This window comes from Streptomyces sp. NPDC048269, from assembly GCF_040652395.1.
GTDB lineage: Bacteria > Actinomycetota > Actinomycetes > Streptomycetales > Streptomycetaceae > Streptomyces.
Genome location: NZ_JBEZLW010000028.1, coordinates 41,283 through 59,707 on the forward strand (window position 1 = coordinate 41,283; position 18,425 = coordinate 59,707).

The 18,425-nt window shown below is 74.1% G+C and carries 16 protein-coding genes, 1 tRNA gene and 1 pseudogene; 10 read left to right on the plus strand and 8 right to left on the minus strand.

From position 1 onward, the window contains the following. The first annotated feature begins 173 nt into the window (after nucleotides 1-173). Nucleotides 174-1,310, plus strand: a complete 1,137-nt coding sequence (locus AB0D48_RS25700; protein ID WP_362401398.1) for a substrate-binding domain-containing protein — start codon at nucleotides 174-176, stop codon at nucleotides 1,308-1,310. 6 nt (nucleotides 1,311-1,316) lie between these two features. On the opposite strand, the pseudogene AB0D48_RS25705 reads toward AB0D48_RS25700, so the two are convergent. The 3 genes and pseudogenes from AB0D48_RS25705 to AB0D48_RS25715 all read right to left on the minus strand — a co-directional run. Next, nucleotides 1,317-1,629, minus strand: a pseudogene (locus AB0D48_RS25705) (LuxR C-terminal-related transcriptional regulator); the annotation flags it as partial. A 231-nt stretch (nucleotides 1,630-1,860) separates the two neighbouring features. Continuing rightward, nucleotides 1,861-2,664, minus strand: a complete 804-nt coding sequence (locus AB0D48_RS25710) for a sugar phosphate isomerase/epimerase family protein (protein WP_362401401.1) — start codon at nucleotides 2,662-2,664, stop codon at nucleotides 1,861-1,863. 89 nt (nucleotides 2,665-2,753) lie between these two features. Then, the gene (locus tag AB0D48_RS25715; protein ID WP_362401404.1) at nucleotides 2,754-3,647 is read right to left on the minus strand and encodes a hypothetical protein; all 894 of its coding nucleotides are present in this window, start codon (nucleotides 3,645-3,647) and stop codon (nucleotides 2,754-2,756) included. A gap of 104 nt (nucleotides 3,648-3,751) precedes the next feature. Between AB0D48_RS25715 and AB0D48_RS25720 the strand changes: the two genes are divergently transcribed. Continuing rightward, nucleotides 3,752-5,371, plus strand: a complete 1,620-nt coding sequence (locus AB0D48_RS25720) for a N,N-dimethylformamidase beta subunit family domain-containing protein (protein ID WP_362401407.1) — start codon at nucleotides 3,752-3,754, stop codon at nucleotides 5,369-5,371. A gap of 158 nt (nucleotides 5,372-5,529) precedes the next feature. Further along, nucleotides 5,530-5,928, plus strand: coding sequence for a VOC family protein (locus AB0D48_RS25725; RefSeq protein WP_362401410.1), 399 nt, complete (start codon nucleotides 5,530-5,532; stop codon nucleotides 5,926-5,928). Between the two features lie 283 nt (nucleotides 5,929-6,211). On the opposite strand, the gene AB0D48_RS25730 is transcribed toward AB0D48_RS25725, so the two are convergent. Further along, nucleotides 6,212-6,288: transfer RNA gene (locus AB0D48_RS25730), tRNA-Trp, on the minus strand. A 240-nt stretch (nucleotides 6,289-6,528) separates the two neighbouring features. Here AB0D48_RS25730 and AB0D48_RS25735 point away from each other — a divergent pair. The 3 genes from AB0D48_RS25735 to AB0D48_RS25745 all read left to right on the plus strand — a co-directional run bounded on the left by AB0D48_RS25735 (nucleotide 6,529) and on the right by AB0D48_RS25745 (nucleotide 8,820). Continuing rightward, entirely contained in the window at nucleotides 6,529-7,086 is a 558-nt protein-coding gene (locus AB0D48_RS25735) for a hypothetical protein (protein ID WP_362401413.1), read from the plus strand. Between the two features lie 110 nt (nucleotides 7,087-7,196). After that, nucleotides 7,197-8,546, plus strand: a complete 1,350-nt coding sequence (locus AB0D48_RS25740; protein ID WP_362401416.1) for a glycoside hydrolase family 18 protein — start codon at nucleotides 7,197-7,199, stop codon at nucleotides 8,544-8,546. 115 nt (nucleotides 8,547-8,661) lie between these two features. Then, complete coding sequence (locus AB0D48_RS25745; protein ID WP_362401419.1) at nucleotides 8,662-8,820, plus strand: hypothetical protein; 159 nt, start codon at nucleotides 8,662-8,664, stop codon at nucleotides 8,818-8,820. A gap of 727 nt (nucleotides 8,821-9,547) precedes the next feature. Here AB0D48_RS25745 and AB0D48_RS25750 read toward each other — a convergent pair. Next, nucleotides 9,548-9,724 carry a hypothetical protein gene (locus AB0D48_RS25750; RefSeq protein ID WP_362401422.1) on the minus strand — a complete coding sequence of 59 codons (177 nt, stop codon included), beginning with the start codon at nucleotides 9,722-9,724 and terminating at the stop codon, nucleotides 9,548-9,550. A 259-nt stretch (nucleotides 9,725-9,983) separates the two neighbouring features. Here AB0D48_RS25750 and AB0D48_RS25755 point away from each other — a divergent pair, with 259 nt between their 5' ends. Beyond that, the gene (locus tag AB0D48_RS25755) at nucleotides 9,984-10,868 is read left to right on the plus strand and encodes an aldo/keto reductase (protein ID WP_362401425.1); all 885 of its coding nucleotides are present in this window, start codon (nucleotides 9,984-9,986) and stop codon (nucleotides 10,866-10,868) included. Here the strand turns inward: AB0D48_RS25755 and AB0D48_RS25760 are convergent. Together AB0D48_RS25760 and AB0D48_RS25765 are read right to left on the minus strand one after the other, a co-directional pair. Continuing rightward, nucleotides 10,831-11,538 (minus strand): PfkB family carbohydrate kinase, encoded by a 708-nt coding sequence (locus tag AB0D48_RS25760; RefSeq protein ID WP_362401428.1) that lies wholly within the window; start codon nucleotides 11,536-11,538, stop codon nucleotides 10,831-10,833. The two genes, AB0D48_RS25755 and AB0D48_RS25760, sit on opposite strands and share 38 nt — an antisense overlap. Nucleotides 11,539-11,633: 95 nt before the next feature. Beyond that, nucleotides 11,634-12,242, minus strand: coding sequence for a hypothetical protein (locus tag AB0D48_RS25765; protein ID WP_362401431.1), 609 nt, complete (start codon nucleotides 12,240-12,242; stop codon nucleotides 11,634-11,636). Between the two features lie 243 nt (nucleotides 12,243-12,485). Between AB0D48_RS25765 and AB0D48_RS25770 the strand changes: the two genes are divergently transcribed. From AB0D48_RS25770 to AB0D48_RS25780, 3 genes are all read left to right on the plus strand, one after another. Then, the gene (locus AB0D48_RS25770) at nucleotides 12,486-12,749 is read left to right on the plus strand and encodes a hypothetical protein (protein WP_362401434.1); all 264 of its coding nucleotides are present in this window, start codon (nucleotides 12,486-12,488) and stop codon (nucleotides 12,747-12,749) included. A gap of 76 nt (nucleotides 12,750-12,825) precedes the next feature. Further along, nucleotides 12,826-14,448 carry a sigma-70 family RNA polymerase sigma factor gene (locus tag AB0D48_RS25775; RefSeq protein WP_362401437.1) on the plus strand — a complete coding sequence of 541 codons (1,623 nt, stop codon included), beginning with the start codon at nucleotides 12,826-12,828 and terminating at the stop codon, nucleotides 14,446-14,448. Nucleotides 14,449-14,585: 137 nt separating this feature from the next. Then, the gene (locus AB0D48_RS25780; RefSeq protein ID WP_362401440.1) at nucleotides 14,586-16,988 is read left to right on the plus strand and encodes a Helicase associated domain protein; all 2,403 of its coding nucleotides are present in this window, start codon (nucleotides 14,586-14,588) and stop codon (nucleotides 16,986-16,988) included. A gap of 17 nt (nucleotides 16,989-17,005) precedes the next feature. Here the strand turns inward: AB0D48_RS25780 and AB0D48_RS25785 are convergent, their stop codons facing one another. Further along, entirely contained in the window at nucleotides 17,006-18,397 is a 1,392-nt protein-coding gene (locus tag AB0D48_RS25785; RefSeq protein WP_362401443.1) for a glutamate decarboxylase, read from the minus strand. Nucleotides 18,398-18,425: the final 28 nt, after the last annotated feature.

An 18,425-nucleotide genomic window follows, 5' to 3' on the forward strand; every position in this document is an offset into this window, starting at 1 on the left:
GCGCCGTCAATGACAAGTTGATCGAATCGATCGAATCGATCGGATCGATTCCCTATGATGGCTGCGCAGCACCTACCAGCAGACCGCTCACGCCTACCGCACACGCATACCGCGCACGGCCGGCCACCGCAGCCGTCGACCACAGACCAGGGCGCAGACCGCAGGGGGACACCTTGAGACCACACGTAGACCAGCGCCAGGCGCAGGTGCTCGCGCTCGTCGAGGAGCGGGGCAGCGTACGCGTGGCGGATCTGGCCCGGGAGCTCGGCGTCTCCCCCGTCACCCTGCGGCGGGACATCGAGGCGATGGCGGCGCGGGGCGAGATCCAGCGGATGCACGGGGTGATCAGCCGGGTGGAGGCGGGACGGGCCCCGGCGGCCGGCCGGCCGGGCACGGCGGAGACCGGCGCGCCGGGCGGTGCGGGCGCCGGGGCAGGCGCGGGCGCCGGGGCGGGTGGCGGCGAAGGTCTGGTGATCGGGATGGTGGTCCCGACGACCGAGTACTACTACGCCGATGTCGTACGGGGGGCCCGCGCCGCCGTGGAGGCACGGGGTGCGCGGCTGACGGTGGGGCTGACCCGGTATCTGCCCGGCGAGGACCGGACGCAGGCGGACCGGCTGCTGTCCACGGGCGCGCACGGGCTGCTGCTGACCCCGAACTGGGAAACCGGGGCGCCCGGACCCGGGGAGGGCGTCTGGACGGCGGAACTCCCGGTTCCCACAGTGCTGGTGGAGCGGTGGGCCCCGCCCGGGCATCCGGCGGCGGAGCTGGACCGGGTGTCCTCCGACCACGCCCACGGCGCGGCCCGGGCGGTGCAGCACCTGGTGGGTATGGGGCACCGCCGGATCGCGCTCGCCAGCCGGTCCACGCCGACCACGGCGCGGCTTCGGGCCGGGTACGAGGCCGCCGTGGCCGCGCTCGGGCTGGAGCCCGCCCCGCCGTGGCCGCCGGCCGGGCCGGGCCGGCTCTCGGACGCGGACCTGTTCGCCCGGACGCTGGACTACCTGTGCGACGCGGTGAAGGCGGGCGGGGTGACCGCGGCCCTGATCCACAGCGACACCGACGCGATCATGCTGATCCCGCGGCTGCAGGCGCGCGGTGTGCGGGTCCCCGAAGACCTGGCCGTGATCACGTACGACGACGAGGTGGCCGGTATGGCCGATGTGCCGCTGTCGGCGGTCGCCCCGGCCAAACACGAGGTGGGCGCCCGCGCGGCAGCCCTCCTCCTGGACCGCCTGTCGGCCGGGGCTCCCGAGGAGCCCCCCAGGCAGCACCTGGACCTGCTCCCCCGCCTGACCATCCGCCCCTAGCTCAGCTCAGCCGGACAGCGTGACGAGGCCCATCCCATAGGCGGTGATCACGAGCTGAACCCGGTCCCGGGCGCCCAATTCGGTGAGCAGGCGCGACACGTGCGACTTGGCGGTGGCCACCGTGACGAAGAGGTCCTCCGCGATCTCGGTGTTCGACCCGGCCGCGCCCGACCAGGGTCAGAACTTCCCGTTCCCGCTCGGTGATGCCCTCGACCAGCCGTGGGGAGCCTGCCGGGGCAGCTTCGGGGCGCCCGGCGAACTCCGCGATCAGACGGCGCGTGACACCCGGGGCGATCAGCGCGTCGCCGGCGGCGACCACTCCCCTTGGCAGCAACTTCCCGCCGCAGCGGCGCCGCCCGGCGCGACCCACACGCCCCGTATGCCTTGCCGTACGCGGTGACGGCTTCCGCCACCTTCGCCGAGACCAAAGCGGCGATCCATGGCGTGGACACCCGTGTCCACCACGAGGACGTCGCGGCCGCCACGCCGTTCCCGTCAGCCGCAGCGTCACGGCCCACCGGCGGCCGGCCGCCCGGGCCGTCCGGCGGTTTTATACCTGAACCGCCGGGGCGCCGGTCGACACCAGCCGCGCCAAGTACTCCCGGCCCTGCGCGAGCTGGCCCGGCAGGTCGGCGGCTTCGGGGTGCCAGCGCTTTTCGTACTCCCAGCACAGCCAGCCGTCGCGCGGTGCGGCGGCCACCGCCTCCGCCAGCGGCAGCACTCCGGCGCCGAGTCCCAGCGGGGTGAGCTCGCGCGCCGACGCCACGTCCTTCACCTGTACGTAGCCCAGGTGCGCGGCGAGGGCCCGCCGCGACCGCTCCGGCGTTTCGCCTCCGAGCCAGGTGTGCAGTACGTCCCACAGCGCGCCCGCGCCCGGATGCGCGACCCGGTCCAGGACGCGCGCGGCGGCGGCCGCGGTCCGGTGGGAGTCGTGCGTCTCCAGCAGGATCCGCACACCGAGCCGCTCCGCGAAGGGCGCCGCGGCCCGGAGCCTGCGCACGGCGTTGGTGTCGGCGGCCGCCTCGGGCAGGTCGCCGCCGCCCGGGAAGACCCGTACGTAGGGCGCTCGGAGGTCGGCGGCGAGCCGGACCAGCGCGCGCAGTTCGGCGAGAACCGGCGCGTCCGCACCGGCGGCAGCCACCTTGGCGTACCCGGCGACGCCGAGGACCACGACTCCCGCGGCGGTGAGGGTCCGCAGTCCCGCGGCGCGCTCGGCCGCCGGACTGCCGGGGTGCAGGGGCTCCTCGGCATGGGCGCGCAGTTCCAGGCCGTCGAACCCGTGGGCCGCCGCGAGGGCAACGCTGCGGTCGAGCGGTGTTCCGGGCAGGCCTAGCGTGGAAAAGGCGTACTTCACGGGTGACTCCCCTCGGTCGGGGCCGGCGCCGTGGAGGCGCGCGTGATCGACCGCTCCCGCGAGCACGTCGACCGACGGGCCGGCTCGGCTCAGCCCTCGTAGTCGTACTTCATACCGATGCCCAGGGTGCCCTGGGTCGGCAGGAGCCCGGCGCCGACGATGTCGAGGACGGGCGGGAGGAGGAGTTCGGCCAGGCGGGCCACTTCCTGCGGAGTCAGCGCGGACCACGGGGCTGCGGCGAGCTCGTCGGTGAGCTTCTCGACGGCCGTGCGCAGCGCCAGCCCCGCCGGGGTGGCCGTGCCGTCCTCGGCCAGCAGGCCCCCGGCGACGAGGCGGTCGCGGGCGGCGCTCCACTCGTCCCCGGGCCACTCTCGGTTCGCGAACGCTTCGGCGGGGGCGGCTCCGGCGCCGGAGTGCAGGACCAGGGACTCGACCGGGTCGAGGTGGTGGGCCTGAAGGGCGGCGATGTGGCCGTCGCCGCGGTGCTCGCGCAGGATCGTGGCGGCGTGCCAGAGCACGGCGTGCGGCGCCTCCGGCCAGGGCAGCGCCGCGTTGGCGGCGGCCAGCGGGCGTCCGGCCGTGTCGGCGGCCTCGGCCGCCCGGCGGGCCAGGCGCGCCGCCTCGGCCAGGTCCGGGGAAGCGGTGCGCTCGCCCAGCAGGGCCTGCAGGGCGCGCTCGGTGGCGGCGGCGCGGCCCGCGAGGACCCGGGCCGGCGGGGCGGGCTGCCAGGAGTGGGCGACGTAGCGCCGCACCATGCTCGGGCTGAAGGTGTAGAAGAGGGCGCTCACGAGGTCCGCGCCGGCCGGGCCGAGCGGGGCGGCCCGGAAGGCGAAGTACAGGGGCCACCGCTCGTCCGTGGCGTAGCCGAGGCCCGTGGCCTCCTCGTAGCTCTCGGGCGCGAAGTAGACGAGGGCGTGGACCGGTTCCAGCAGCTGCCACAGCTGCCGGACCGTGCCCAGGCCGTGTGCGCCGCTGTACGTCATGTCGCTTGCTCCCGGAGTCAGTTGGTGCCGTGCACGGCAGGTGGGTCAGCATAGATCACGAGCCGGTGGGAGGTATGGCCCAAGGGTGACATAACGTGCCCTCCATGGATCAGGAGCACATAGCCGGGGATGGCGAAGGCGCAGGCAGGCGGCGGTTTCTCGCGATCGCGACGGGCGCGGCCACGGCGGCCGGGCTCGGTGCCGTGGCGGGCTGCGCGAGCGGGGACGGCGGTGGCGACGGGCAGGGCGGCAACCCGGCCGGCGGGACGGAGGCGGCGGCTGGGAAGCCATCGGCGGCGAAGCCCGGCGCCTTCGACGTCAAGGCCGAGAACGCCCGGTCCGGGCACCCCGACTGGCCGGTGACCAAGGCCGGCCCGGCCCGGGCCATCGAAGGCTTCGCGGACCGGGTCAGCGTCCTGCCCGGCGAGTCCTTCGGGCTGTACGTGTCCACCACCGCGCCCCGGTTCACCGTCTCCGCCTACCGGATGGGCTGGTACGGCGGAGCCCGGGCCCGGCTGGTGTGGCGCTCCGAGGCCCTGCCCGGGGTCCGGCAGCCCGAGCACACGGTGGACTCCGGTACGCGGATGGTCCGCACCCGGTGGGCCCGCACCACCTCGATCGACACCAAGGACTGGCCCGAGGGCTGCTACCTGCTGCGGCTCGACGCGCAGGGCGGCGAGGGCCAGCGCTTCGTGCCCGTCACCGTCCGGTCGGCGGCGACGACAGGCCGTACGGTCGTGGTCAACGCGGTGGCGACCTGGCAGGCCTACAACCGGTGGGGCGGCTACGGCAGCTACGACGGGCCCAGCGGCGGCTACGCGGCGCGCTCCCTCTCGGTTACCTTCGACCGGCCGTACCAGTACGACGACGGCGCTGGCCTGTTCCTGGTGTACGAGGCCCCGCTGATCGCGCTCGCCGAGCGGCTCGGCATCCCCCTGGCCTTCGCGACGACCACCGACGTCGCCCGGGAGAGGCGGCTGCTGGAGGGGGCCTCGGCGGTGCTCTCGCTCGGGCACGACGAGTACTGGTCGCCCGAGCAGCGGGCGCACGTCACGGCCGCCCGTGACGCGGGTACGAACATCGCGATCCTGGGCGCGAACTGCTGCTTCCGCCGCATCCGGCTGGAGGCCTCGGAGCTGGGCCCGGACCGCACGGTCGTCTGCTACAAGTCGTCCTACGACCAGGACCCCGGGTTCAAGCGGGGCCACCCGGCGACGGGGGACTTCCGCTCCGCGCCCGGCGCGGACCCGGAGAGCTCGCTGCTCGGCGTGATCTACGACGGCTACCCGGTGGACGCCCCGTACGTGGTGACGAACCCCGGCCACTGGCTCTTCGAGGGCACGGGCGCCAAGGCGGGCGACCGCTTCGAGCACCTGGTGGGGGTGGAGTACGACAAGGTCGACACCGGTTTCCCGACGCCCCGGCCGATCGAGATCCTGGCCCACTCCCCCGTGGTGTGCGAAGGCCGGCCCAGCCATCAGGACACGGCGTACTACACGGTGCCGAGCGGGGCGGGGGTCTTCGCAACCGGCACGATGCGGTGGGTGGAGGCCCTGGACGCGAAGGGCGACGGCCGCGGCGGCGCGAACCACGGCCTGGACGCGCGCTGCGGCGCGCTGACGACCCGGGTGACGGAGAACCTGCTGCGGGTGTTCGCGGCGGGACCGGCCGGGCGGACACACCCGGCGCAGGACAACGTCACGGCGGTGTACGGCGGTTCGTGACCGACCCATGCCGGGCGCCGGCCGACGGTCGGCGCCCTGTGTGCGGTGGACTTCGCCCGGAACCCGTGCTTAGGATCGTGAACGCGGCATCGCGTGTCGGTCACCGGCCGGGTGAGGCATGGAGGTGTCCGCGACATGCCTTTCGGAGGCATCCACCCATGTCAGTCGCACTGAATCACACGATCATCCACTCCCGTGACAACCGGGAGTCCGCCGAATTCCTGGCACACATCCTCGGCCTCGAGATCGGGACCGAGTGGGGACCGTTCATCCCCGTGGAGACCGCCAACGGCGTCACCTTGGACTTCGCGACCATCCCGGCCGGGTCCATCACCGTGCAGCACTACGCGTTCCTCCTCTCCGAGGAGGAGTTCGACGTGGCTTTCGGGAAGATCCGGCGCGCGGGGGTCGCGTACTTCGCCGACCCGCACGGCAAGCATCCCGGCGAGATCAACCACAACGACGGGGGCCGCGGCGTCTACTTCACGCACCCGGCCGGCCATGGGATGGAGCTCATCACCCGCCCGTACGGCTACCAGGAGGCCGGGGTCGAATAGGCCCCGTTCCGGCCGTCCGCGTCACGGCGCGGGCGGTCATCCGGCCCATGACGTCGTTCAGCGAACAACAGCCGCGACCACCGTGCGGCGGACAACCAAGAGCGGACAACGAAGAGCGGACAACGAAGAGCGGACGGCCAAGAGCAGCGGGGGAGCTCGGAGAGCTCACCGCGTGCGCACGCCAGGACGCACGCGCGAACGTCATCCGGCAGGCTTCGGGGAAACAGCAACGCCCAAGCGAGAGCTGAGCTCCCGCCCGGGCGTTCGGCAACGCTGCGCGATGTGGCAGGGGCGGCAGGATTTGAACCTGCGGCCTTCGGTTTTGGAGACCGGCGCTCTGACCAGCTGAGCTACACCCCTTCGGTGGGACCAACGATGACACGGCTCGGGCCGAAGATCCACCAAATTCTTCGATCAACCAGGTGAAAGTTTTTCAGCCCTGTGGACGCCGGATTCCGTCGGCAAGTCGATCAGCGACTCGTTCTTGCTGGTCAGAGCGATGTTGAGCGGGGTGGTCCGCCCGCGGCCGCTCCAGTCGCCATCCGCCCCTTGAGACACCGGACATCGCGGGAGATCAGGGCGGGGAGGATCGTGGACAGGGTGATCGGTGGATCAGAAGGGCTCTGCGTGCCCGGCGGCCGAGCACCGGCTCAGGTGCCGCGGCGACTCCGGCTGCGCGGCGCCCTCGCCGCGGCCGCGCTCCTCGGTCCCGCGCTCGTGGGCGCGGGCCCCGACGGATCCGGCGAGACCGTCCCACTCGCCGGGAACGAGCCCGGCCAGCGGCTCGACGTGACCCTGGTACGGGTGGTCGACCCCGCGAGCCCGGCCGGCCCGCAGGGCCCGCAGGGCCCTGCGCCCGACGACTCGACCCGGTTGCTCGCCGCGCGGTTCCGGCTGGAGAACACGGGGACCGTCGACTACAACGAGTCCCCCGCAGCGGCCGCCCACCTGCTCGACACCGCCGGGAAGCGGTTCGCCGGCCTCAACACCGCCACGACGGCCGGGCCCTCCTTCCCCGACACCGTGACGCTCAGCCCCGGCGGCTCGGCCGAGGGCTTCGTCACCTTCCGGATCCCGAAGGACGCCGGCCTGGCGGCCGTCCAGTTCGCCCTCAACGGCGGCCTCGCCGACGACGTCGGCCAGTGGAGCCTGCCCTGACGGATCCCGAGTTCCAGCCGCCCCCTTGACCGCTCTGGTCCAGACCAATAGTTTCCGGCATGCACCGCGCACGCGCTCACGCCCCGCTCCCGCATCCGCAAAGGAAGCCCATGCGCCGCAGCATGCTCGGCAGGCTGGCCGTCGCCGCCTGCTCCCTCTCCCTGCTGACCGCCTTCGCACCCACCGCCACCGCCGACGCGGACGCCGATGCGGCGGGCGGACACGGCCGCTCATACCGGAAGGTCGGCTACTTCACCCAATGGGGCGTCTACGGACGGGATTTCCAGGTCCAGGACCTTGAGGCGAACGGCTCCGCCGACAAGCTCACCCACGTCAACTACGCCTTCGGCAACGTCAGTCCGGAGGGCAAGTGCTTCACCGGGAACGTGCCCGGCGAGGCCGACGCCTGGGCGGACTACGTCCGGCCCCTCGACGCCGAGAACTCCGTCGACGGGGTCGCCGACACCTGGGAGCAACCGCTCGCCGGCAACTTCAACCAGCTGCGCGAGCTCAAGGCCCGGCATCCCGGCCTCAAAGTGCTGATCTCACTGGGTGGTTGGAGCTGGTCCACGCACTTCTCGGACGCCGCGCTGACCCCCGCCTCCCGCAAGGCCCTCGTCGAGTCCTGCATCGACCTCTACATCAAGGGCAATCTGCCGCAGGACGGCACCCGCGGCGGCGCGGGCGCTGCCGCCGGCCTGTTCGACGGCATCGACCTCGACTGGGAGTGGCCCGGCTCCGCCGGTGACGCCGACACGACGTTCCGGCCCGAGGACAAGCAGAACTTCGCGGCGCTCGTCAGGGAGTTCCGCACGCAGCTCGACGCGTACGCGCGGAGCCAGAACAAGAACCGGGACAAGAAGCCGGCGTACGAGCTGACCGCCTTCGCCCCGGCCGCCCCATCCAAGATCGACGCGGGCTTCGACGTCCCCCGGATCATGCGCGACCTCGACTTCGTGACCCTCCAGGGCTACGACTTCCACGTCTCCGGCGAGCCCATCACCGCCCAGCAGTCGGCGCTGCACGCCCGGGGCGACTTCAGCGTCGACGGCACGGTGGACGCCTGGCGGCGGCGCGGCGCGCCCGCGCACAAGCTGGTGGTGGGCATGCCGTTCTACGGGCAGGGCTGGACGGGCGTCAGAGGCGGCGGGGACGGCATGGGGAAGCCCGCCACGGGCCCGGCGCCCGCCACCTGGTCCGCGGGGTACGAGGACTACAAGGCGCTCAAGAAGCTGGCCGACTCGGGAACCTACAAGGTCTACCGCGACCGGCGGGGCGGGCACGCCTGGCTGTTCGACGGCGCTACCCTCTGGACCTACGACGACCCGCAGGTGCTGCGCGCCAAGACCGGTTACATCCGCGAACAGGGCCTGGGCGGCGCCATGTTCTGGTCGCTGGACGCGGACACCGCAGACGGCGAGCTGATGACGGCCATCGACCGCGGCCTGCGCGGCCGCTGACCGACACCCCCGCCCCGCCCCACTGACCGACACCCCGCCCACCCCACCCACCGGCGCCGCCGGGCCGCGGAAATCAGCCCGGCCCGGCGGTGCCCTCCACATACGCTCGCGCCTCATGGACAACGCGACGGTACGGGCGGTCAACCGCCTCACGAAGCGCTGGGCCGCACATGCCCCGGCCGGGGACTCGGGCACGGTGTTCACCGCGGCCGGGGTCTGGCCGCTCCTCGCGGTGCTCGCGGACGGCTCGGGCGGCCGGCCCGCGCCGAACTGACGGAGGCCCTGGGCATACCCGCCGAGGCCGCGGCCGGGGACGCCCGGGAGCTGCTGACCGGGCCGGCCGGCGTACGGGGCCTCCAGGCGGCCACGGAGCTGTGGATCAAGGCCGAGCTCCCGCTCGAGGAGCGGTGGTCGGCGAGCTCCCCGCAGGCGCCCGGGGCCTCCTCACCGGAGCCGAAGACACCGACCACGAGGCTCTGGACGGGTGGGCGTCGGACCGGACGGGCGGCCTGATCGACCGCATGTCGATCGCTCTGCTGCAGGATGCCGAGGAGGAGGTCAAGCTGATCCTGGCCTCGGCGCTCGTCCTGCGAATGCGGTGGGAGGAACCCTTCCGGGTGATGACCGGCCGGGCCGGACGAGGCCCTTGGGCGGGGCGGAACCTCGAACGGATGTCGCGCACCACCCCCGCACCGGACGGTGTCCGCGTCGCCCGGGCCACGGCCGGGACCGGGGCCAGGGTCGGGGCCAGGGCCGGGGCCCGGGCCACGGCCGGGACCGGGGCCTCGGCCGGGACCGGGGCCAGGGTCGGGACCGGGGCCAGGGTCGGGGCCGGGGCCGGGGCCGGGGCCGGGCCCGGAGCCGTCACCGTCCTGGATGTGGCCGGCACCGAGGACGTGGACGTGCACCTGCTCCTCGGCGAACCGGCGGCGCCGGTCGACGAGGTACTGGAAACCGGCAGCGCGGCCGTCACCGGCACCGTCCCGTCGCTGAACGGCAGTTCACTCCCCGAGGGAAACGCGGGTCCCGGCCTCACGGTCCGCACGGTGGACTCCTACGGTCCGCAGCCCCAGCTGCGCATCGAGACCGTGGCGTTCTCCCTGCATGCCGAACACGATCTGCTGGACCTCGCCCCGCTGTTCGGGCTGCAGACCGCCGCCGACGCGGACCAAGGACACTTCCCCGGCATCAGTTCGGAGCCCCTGGCGATCGGCTCGGCCCGGCAGTCCGTGCCGGCCCGCTTCCACGCGGCGGGGTTCGAGGCCGCGGCCGTCACCGCCGTCGGGGCGCGAGCCGGGGGCGCCGCACGCCGCGCGACGTACCGGCCCGCCCGGCCGAGGTCCGGTTCGACCGGCCCTTCGGCTTCCTCGCCGGCCACCGGGCCTCCCGGCTGGTCCTCGCCGCGGGCTGGGTCGCCGAGCCCGATACGGTCGGCGGATGACCTCAGAGACGATCACCGCCGCCGCGGCGGGTACCTGGCAGCTCGGCGACCTGACCATCAACCGGATCGGCTTCGGCGCGATGCGGCTGACTCAGCTCGCCGACGGCTCCCCCAGCGACCGCGAGCGGGTGACGGGCGTGCTGCGCCGCGCCGTCGAGCTCGGCGTGAACCACATCGACACCGCCGCCTTCTACTTCTCCCCGCTGCGCTCCGCGAACGAACTGATCAACCGGGCGCTCTCCCCGTACGCCGAGGACCTCGTCATCACCACCAAGGTGGGGCCCGGCCGCGACGCGGCCGGGGAGTGGTGGTGGGCCGAGCCCGGCCGGCTGCGCGGGCAGGTGGAGGAGAACCTGCGCCAGCTGGGCCGGGACCACCTGGACGTGGTCAACCTGCGGGTCCCGCGCCGCGAGACGACCGGGTCGATCGCCGAGCACTTCGGGGCGCTCGCCGAGCTCCGTACGGCCGGGCTGATACGGCACCTGGGCATCTCCAATGCCCGGCCGGACCACCTCGCCGAGGCGCAGGCCATCGCTCCCGTGGTGTGCGTGCAGAACCCGTACGGGATCGGGTCCCCGGCCGAGGACCACGCCTTCCTGGACAGCTGCGGGGAACAGGGCGTCGCCTTCGTGCCGTTCTTCGCGATCGCGGGCGCGGGCAAGGAGGCCGGGGTCACCGCCGAGGACGGCCCCCGGGTACGGACCGTGGCCGAGGCCCACGGCGTGTCGGCGGCCCAGCTGCGCCTGGCGTGGACGCTGAACCGCGGCCCGCACGTCCTGGCGATCCCGGGCACGGGGAACCCGGACCACCTGGTCGAGAACATCGCCGCGGGGTCCGTGCGTCTCACCGCCGAGGAGATGGCGCTGCTCGACTCCGTGTGATCCGGCGGTGCGCGGCCGCCAGCGCCGCCGTCTCCGTGAAGGCGGGGACGCGCCCGGTGCCCCCGCGGCCGGAGACGGACAGGGAGGCGGCCGCCGCGCCGTAGGCCACCGCGTCCGCGAGGCTGTCGCCGAGGGCGAGCCGGGCGGTGGTGGTGCCGGTGAGGCAGTCCCCGGCTCCGGTCGCGTCGACGGGAGCGGGGTTCACGGGCACGGGCTCGTACCGGGCGTGCGTACCGTCGTCCAGCAACAGCCGGTCGGCGCCCGCGGTGACCACGACCGTCCGGGCGCCGAGCGCGCGGCAGCGGGCGGCGGCGGTGCGCGGGTCGCCGGTGTCGAGGAGGGCGAGCGCGTCGGCCGGGCACGAGGTCTTGAGCAGTGCGGTCAGCGGGGCGACGGCGGCCAGCAGTGCCCGGGCCCGGGCCCGGCCGGTCAGCCGGGGACGGAAGTTGGGGTCGTACGAGAGGTGCCCGCCGGCCTCGTGTACGAGGTGCGCGGCGGCCAGTACGGCGTCACGGCTGCTCGGTGACAGCGCGCCTGTGACGCCGCTGGTGATGAGTGCCGTAGAGGCTGTCAGGAGGTCGCGCCAGGACTCGACGTGCGCGGGCGAAAGGGTGGAGCCGGCGCTCCGGCTGCGCCAGTAGAGGCTCCCGTGATCACGCGCGGTGGTCAACACCCGACGGGTCGGCGCGCGTCGGCGCCCAGCCTCCGACAGCAACCAGCCTCCGACAGCGACCAGCGCCCCACAGTGATCAGCGCCCCCATTGATCAGCGCCCGACCGCCGACGCGGATACCGTGACCCTCCCGGCCCCGGCGGCCCCGCCGCGCAACGCGAGGGCCACTCCCACCACCATGGCGATGGCAAGTCCGGCCGCCGCGGCCAGCGTCGCCGCGTCCGGCGAGGTCAGCGGCTGCTCTCGCAGGGCCCAGGTGGTCAGGGCCACCAGGACGGCGTAACCGGCGCCCACCACCAGGACGAGCCGCGTGCGCACCACCGCGCGGACCGCCCAGCCGTACCGCCCGGCCGCGAAGGTCAGGGCCAGCGCCAGCAGCGGCAGCACCTGGAGGGCGTGCATCCCGACGAAGTGGGCGATCCGCAGGTGGCCGCCGCTGGCGGCCCAGCCGGTGACCGGCAGGTGCGGGCCGCCGTCCGGGACGCCGACGCTGTGCGCGCCGACCGTGTCGGTGACCTGGCCGGCCAGCTGGGCCCCGGTGGGCCGGACCATCAGGAAGCCGACAGCGAGGCCGGCGAGCCCGACGGCCGAACCGAGCTGGATGGCCCGAACGGTGGCCCGGTCGGCGAGCGGCTGGCGCCACAGCACCATCGCGATGAGCAGCGCGGCCAGCCACAGCACGACGATCGTCGCCCCCATCACGGCGAACAGGCTGCTGTCGGGCGGGGTTTCCCGGTTTGGAGGACCGCGGCCGGCCGGTGCACGACCTGCTCGGCGCGGCCGCCAGTACGGTCGACCCCGATTTCCCACCCGACGCCGACGCGGAGAGCGGGGAACGCGCCCGGGCGCTGGTCGAGGACCTGGATCGCGCGGCGCGGCTGGCAGGTTCCGGCCGACCACCCCTCGGCGCGCGCCCTGGCCGCCGCCGAGGCCTCCCTGCTGACGGTGGGCCACGGGGACCATCTGGACTTCCTGGACGAGTTCGCGGCCGCCGCCGAGCGGATCGCGGGGTGTGACCTCACCTTCGTCGCGCGCGGGAAGGACCCGGAGGACATGGTGGAGCGGGTGGTTGTGGGCACCGTACTGGGAGATGCCATGCTGGCGGCGTTGCGCCGGCTGGCCCAAGGGGACTCCTCGGCCAGGCGCTACCCGCGGCCTTCCGTTCCGGAGGAGGCAGCGGAATCGTCTTGCGACAAGAATTCCGGATAAGTGTTATCGAGGCCCCTCTCGACGGTCTCCCAGGCATTGGGCATCATCGACCGCCGGTACGGACAGGGAACATCACATGAGCACTCAGCACACGGCAGCGCTGGTGGCAGCGGCCCGCGCGGGCGATCCCCGCGCGCAGGACGACCTCATCAGCGCCTATCTGCCGCTCGTCTACAACATCGTCGGGCGGGCCCTGAACGGGTCCGTCGACGTGGACGACGTGGTGCAGGACACGATGCTGCGGGCCCTCGACGGGCTGGGCGGCCTGCGCGCGGACGAGAGCTTCCGGTCCTGGCTGGTGGCGATCGCGATGAACCGCGTACGGGCGCACTGGCAGGCCCGGCAGAGGGGCTTCGGCGAGAGCACCCTCGAGGCGGCCGGCGAGGTCGCGGACCCGGGGGCCGACTTCGTCGACCTCACGGTCGTACGCCTGAACCTGGCGGGCCAGCGCCGCGAGACGGCCCGCGCCACGCGCTGGCTGGAGCCCGACGACCGGGCGCTGCTCTCGCTGTGGTGGCTGGAGTGCGCCGGGGAGCTGACCCGGGCCGAGGTCGCCTCCGCGCTGGAGCTGAGTCCGCAGCACACCGCCGTTCGGGTGCAGCGGATGAAGGCGCAGCTGGAATCGGCGCGCGTGGTGGAACGGGCCCTGGGCGCCCAGCCGGTGTGCGAGGAGCTGCGGACGCTCGTGGCGGGCTGGGACGGTCAGCCCTCGGCCCTGTGGCGCAAGCGAATAGCCCGGCACGCGCGTGAATGCGTACGGTGCTCCGGCCTGTGGAGCGGTCTGGTTCCGGCGGAGGGGCTGCTGGCCGGTCTGGCCCTCGTTCCCGTATCGGCGGCACTGCTGGCAGGGGTGCGTTCGGCCGGGGCGGCCGACTTCGCCCCCGCGGGCTCCGCCTACGCCGACGGCGCCGACGCGGACTTCTCCGACACGGTGTCCCACCTCGCCACGGACGGGACGACGGCGGGCGGCGGGCGGGGCGCGCTGCGCAGGCGCAAGCAGAACCGCCGCCGGGTGATCGGCGGCGCGGTTCTCGCCGCCTGCGTCGCGGGCGGCGGGCTGGTGTACCTCGGCACACTGCCCGGCTCCGGCGGTGCGAAGGCGGGCGGGGCCGCCACCCCGCCCCCGCTGGCCGCGCTCTCGGCGACCGAGTCCGCGCTCCCCGCGGAGTCGCCCTCGCCCTCCGCGTCCCCCTCGCCCTCAGCCTCCCCGTCGCCGTCGGCCTCCGCCTCGCCGAGCCCGTCGGCGAGCCCGACGAAGAGCCGCAGCAGCTCTCCGACCCCGCGGGCCTCGGCGCCGGCCCCGGCTCCCGCCCCGCCGCAGGGCGCCGCGGGCCAGGTCGTGGCCCTGGTCAACGCCGAGCGGGCGGCGGCCGGCTGCGGCCCGCTGAAGGAGGACCCGCAGCTGCGGGCCGCGGCCCAGGGTCATTCCGACGACATGGCCGGCCGGGACTTCTTCTCGCACACCAACCCCGACGGCGCGGACCCGGGCACCCGGACGACCGCCGCCGGCTACCGCTGGTCGACGTACGGGGAGAACATCGCGAGGGGCCAGCAGACCCCGCAGTCGGTCATGGACTCCTGGATGAAGAGCCCGGGACACCGCGCGAACATCCTCAACTGCTCCTTCAAGGACATCGGCATCGGCATCCACCAGGGCGCGGGCGGTCCCTGGTGGACGCAGAACTTCGGGGCGCGGTAGCCGCCGCCCCCGCGTGGCCGCAGCCCCGCTCGGCATCGGCCGGAGTCGCTCCCGGCTTTCCCGCCTCCTGCATCAAAATGGGGGCAGGATAGGGCCAGGAGGCAAACCGGCCGATCACAGGGGTGGGGGTGACACACATGGCGAGGAAGGATCTCCGCCCGCACCAGCGCGAGGCCGTCGACGCCGTGGTGCGGGCGCTGGAGCTGCCCGCCGGGGGCCGGGTACCCGCGAGCGGGCTGCGCACCCAGGTGATCATGGCCACCGGCTCGGGGAAGTCCCTCGTCGCCGTCCGTTCGGCCGAGGAGCTGCGGGCCGGGCGGGTGCTGGTGCTGGTGCCCTCCCTGGACCTGCTGGTGCAGACCGTCGCGGCATGGCGGGAGGGCGGCCGCACCGGCCGGTCGCTGGGGGTGTGCTCGCTGCGCGGGGAGGACGCGGGCGTGCCCACGACCACCGATCCGGCCGAACTGGCCCGCTGGTGCGGCCCGTCGGTGGACCGGGTGACGGTGTTCGCCACGTACGCCTCGCTGGGCATGGGCACCGTCGAGCGCGCGCATCTCGCCGGGCTGCCGGGCTGGGACCTGATCGTGGTCGACGAGGCGCACCGGACGTCGGGCCGGATCGGGAAACCCTGGGCGGTGGTGCACGACAACGCGCGGATCCCCGCCGTGCGCCGGCTCTACCTGACGGCCACGCCCCGCGTGTGGCAGGACGGCGAGGAGACGCCCGGCGAGGGTGCCGGTCCGCGGCGGCGCGGCGAACTCGTGGCGTCCATGGAGGACGATCCGCGGGGGCCGTTCGGCGCGCGCTGCTACACGCTGTCGCTGTCCGAGGCCATCGACCGCGGCATCTGCGCCCCGTACCGGGTGGTGTGCGTGGACGTCACCGATCCGCAGTTCCAGGCGGCCGTGCTGCTGGGCCGGGACGGGCGTTCGGACGCGGTGCGCGGGGCGCGGCTCGCGGCGCTGCAGACGGCGCTGGTGAAGGCGGCCGCCCACGAGGGGTTCCGGCGCACGCTCGTCTTCCACCACCTGACCAAGGAGGCCGAGGCCTTCGCGGCCGGGCTCCCGGCGGTGGCGAAGCGGCTGCGGCTCACGAGCCGCCGGCCGCACCCGGTGTACCCCAGTACGGTCTGGGCGGACTGGCTGTGCGGGCAGCACACGGCGGCCCACCGGCGGCGGGTGCTGGGCGCGTTCGCGGACGGCCGGATCGCCCAGAAGGCCTTCCTCGGCAGTGTCCGCGTACTGGGCGAGGGCGTGGACACCAAGGAGTGCGACTCCGTCTACTGGGCCGACGTACGGGGTTCCATGCCCGATCTGGTGCAGGCGGTCGGGCGGGCGCTGCGGATCCGGCCCGGCGAGGGGAAGGTCGCCTCGCTCGTGGTGCCCGTACTGCTGGGGCCGGACGAGACACCGGACACGATGCTCACCTCGCGCGCGTACGGGGACCTCGCGCGGCTGCTGGAGGCGCTGCGGGCGCACGACTCACGCCTGGTCGAGTCCCTGGCCCAGCCGCAGACGCCGAGCCGGACGGCCGCCACGGCGGCGGCCTCGGGCGCGCGGAGCGGTGCGCAGGCGCTGCTGAGCTTCTCCACCCCCCGGGATCCCGCGCTGCTGGCCGCGTTCGTCCGGCTGCGCGTGCTGAATCCGGAGCACGAGCACTGGCGGCGCGGTGTCGAGGCCGCCCGGATCTACGCCGCCACGGCCGGGGACCTGAAGGTGCCGTTCGGCTTCAAGGTGCCGGCGGGCGACGGGGCGTGGCCCCCCGGCCTGGCCCGGTTCCCGCTGGGCCAGTGGATCGCGGACGCGCGGCGCACGTACCGCCGGGGCGCGCTGGGCCGCGAGCGGGTGGCGCAACTCGACGGACTCGGCATGGTGTGGAGCCACTTCGACGTGGCCTTCGAGGAGGGGCTCGCGGTGGCCCGTGCCTGGGCGGCGGAACACGGCCATCTGCTGCCGCCGGTGGAGGCCACCTGGCGCGGCGCCCCGGTCGGGGTGTGGGTCAAGAACCAGCGTGCCGCGGCCCGCCGCGAGGGGCCGGGGGCCCTGTCCGCGGAGCGGCGGGAGGCCCTGGAGGCGATCGACGCCTCCTGGTGTCCCGCCTGGGATATCTCCTGGCAGCGCGCCTTCCACCTGACCCGGGTCCACCTGGACGCGGGCGGCGGTCTCCCCCTGGCACCTGGCGAGGTGGTGGTGCAGGGCGAGGACCTGGGCGGGTGGGTCCGTACCCAGCGGCTGAGCTGGGAGCGGCTGTCCTGGGCGCAGCGCTGGCTGCTGGAGCACACCCTCGGGATGACCCCGGTGGCGGAGGCGGAACGTCCGCCGCCACGCCGCAGTCACGCCGCCGCGTGGGCGGACCATCTGGAGGCTGCCCAGCGGTTCCACGCCCGCGAACGGCACCTCAGGGTCCCCCGCACGCATGTGGAGCCGGTCGGCGAACAGGAGCTGCGCCTGGGCTCCTGGATCGCCAACCAACGCTCCCGCGCCGCCTCCCTCACCCCCGAGCGGGTCGAGGCCCTGAACGCACTGGGCATGCGCTGGTAGGCGGAGCGGGAGCCGCTTCAATGGTGGAAGCCGGACCGGGGTTCTGCGGCCGGCACGGGCGGGGGCGCAGCCGTGAGGTGCTCCACCGCCCGGCGCAGGTCGGCGACGAGCAGGGCGATCTGATCGCGGGTCACGCCGTGCCTGACGAGGACGCGCTGGATGACCGTGTCGTCGCGGTCGGCCGGCAGCGGGTACGAGGGCACCTGCCAGCCGCGCATCCGCAGCCGGTCGGAGAGGTCGTAGAGGCTGAAGCCCGCGCCGGCCGGGTCGCTGAGCGTGTAGGAGACGGCGGGGAGGGCGCCCCGGCCGTCGTAGAGGAGGGTGAAGGGGCCCATCGCGGCGATCTCGGAGGCCAGGTACTGGGCGCTGTCGGCGCACGCCTGCTGCACGCGCCGGTAGCCGCCCCGGCCGAGGCGCAGGAACAGGTAGTACTGGGCGATGACCTCGCCGCCGGGGCGGGAGAAGTTGAGGGCGAAGGTGGGCATGTCGCCGCCCAGGTAGTCGACGCTGAAGACGAGGTCGGCGGGCAGCAGGTCGGCGGTGCGCCAGACGATCCAGCCGACGCCGAGGGGCGCGAGCCCGTACTTGTGGCCCGAGGTGTTGACGGAGGCGACGCGCGGGAGCCGGAAGTCCCACACCACGTCGGGGTGGAGGAAGGGGGCGACGAAGCCGCCGCTCGCGCCGTCCACGTGGATGGGGACGTCCCAGCCGTGCTCCGCCTGGATCCGGTCCAGTTCGGCGGCGATGTCGGCGACGGGCTCGTAGTCGCAGGTGTAGGTGACGCCGAGGATGGCGACGACGCCGATGGTGTTCTCGTCGACGTACGAGGCGAGCTGATGGGGCCGCAGGCCGGTGGCGCCGGGTTCCAGGGGGACCTGGCGCAGCTCGACGTCGAAGTAGCGGGCGAACTTGTCCCAGCAGATCTGGACCGGGCCGCACACCAGGTTGGGGCGGTCCGCGGGGAGGCCCGCGGCGCGGCGGCGGGCGCGCCAGCGCCATTTGAGGGCGAGGCCGCCGAGCATGGCGGCCTCGCTGGAGCCGGTGGTGGAACAGCCGGTCGCGGTGGCGCCGGCGGGGGCGTTCCACAGGTCGGCCAGGATGTTGACGCAGCGGGCCTCGATCTCGGCTGTCTGCGGGTACTCGTCCTTGTCGATCATGTTCTTGTCGAGGCACTCGTTCATCAGGCGGTGCACGCCGTCGTCGGACCAGGTGGTGCAGAAGGTGGCCAGGTTCTGCGCGGCGTTCCCGTCCAACAGGAGTTCGTTGCGGATGAGTTGGTAGACGACCTCGGTGGACGAGTGGTCTTCGGGCATCCGGTACTTGGGAAGGACCTGGCCGCTCAGGACGGACGCGAACACGTCCGAGTCGGCGTCGGGGGCGTCCGCGTCCTTCGTCTTATGAAGAGCCATATCGGAACTATAGGGGAGTAACCGACAT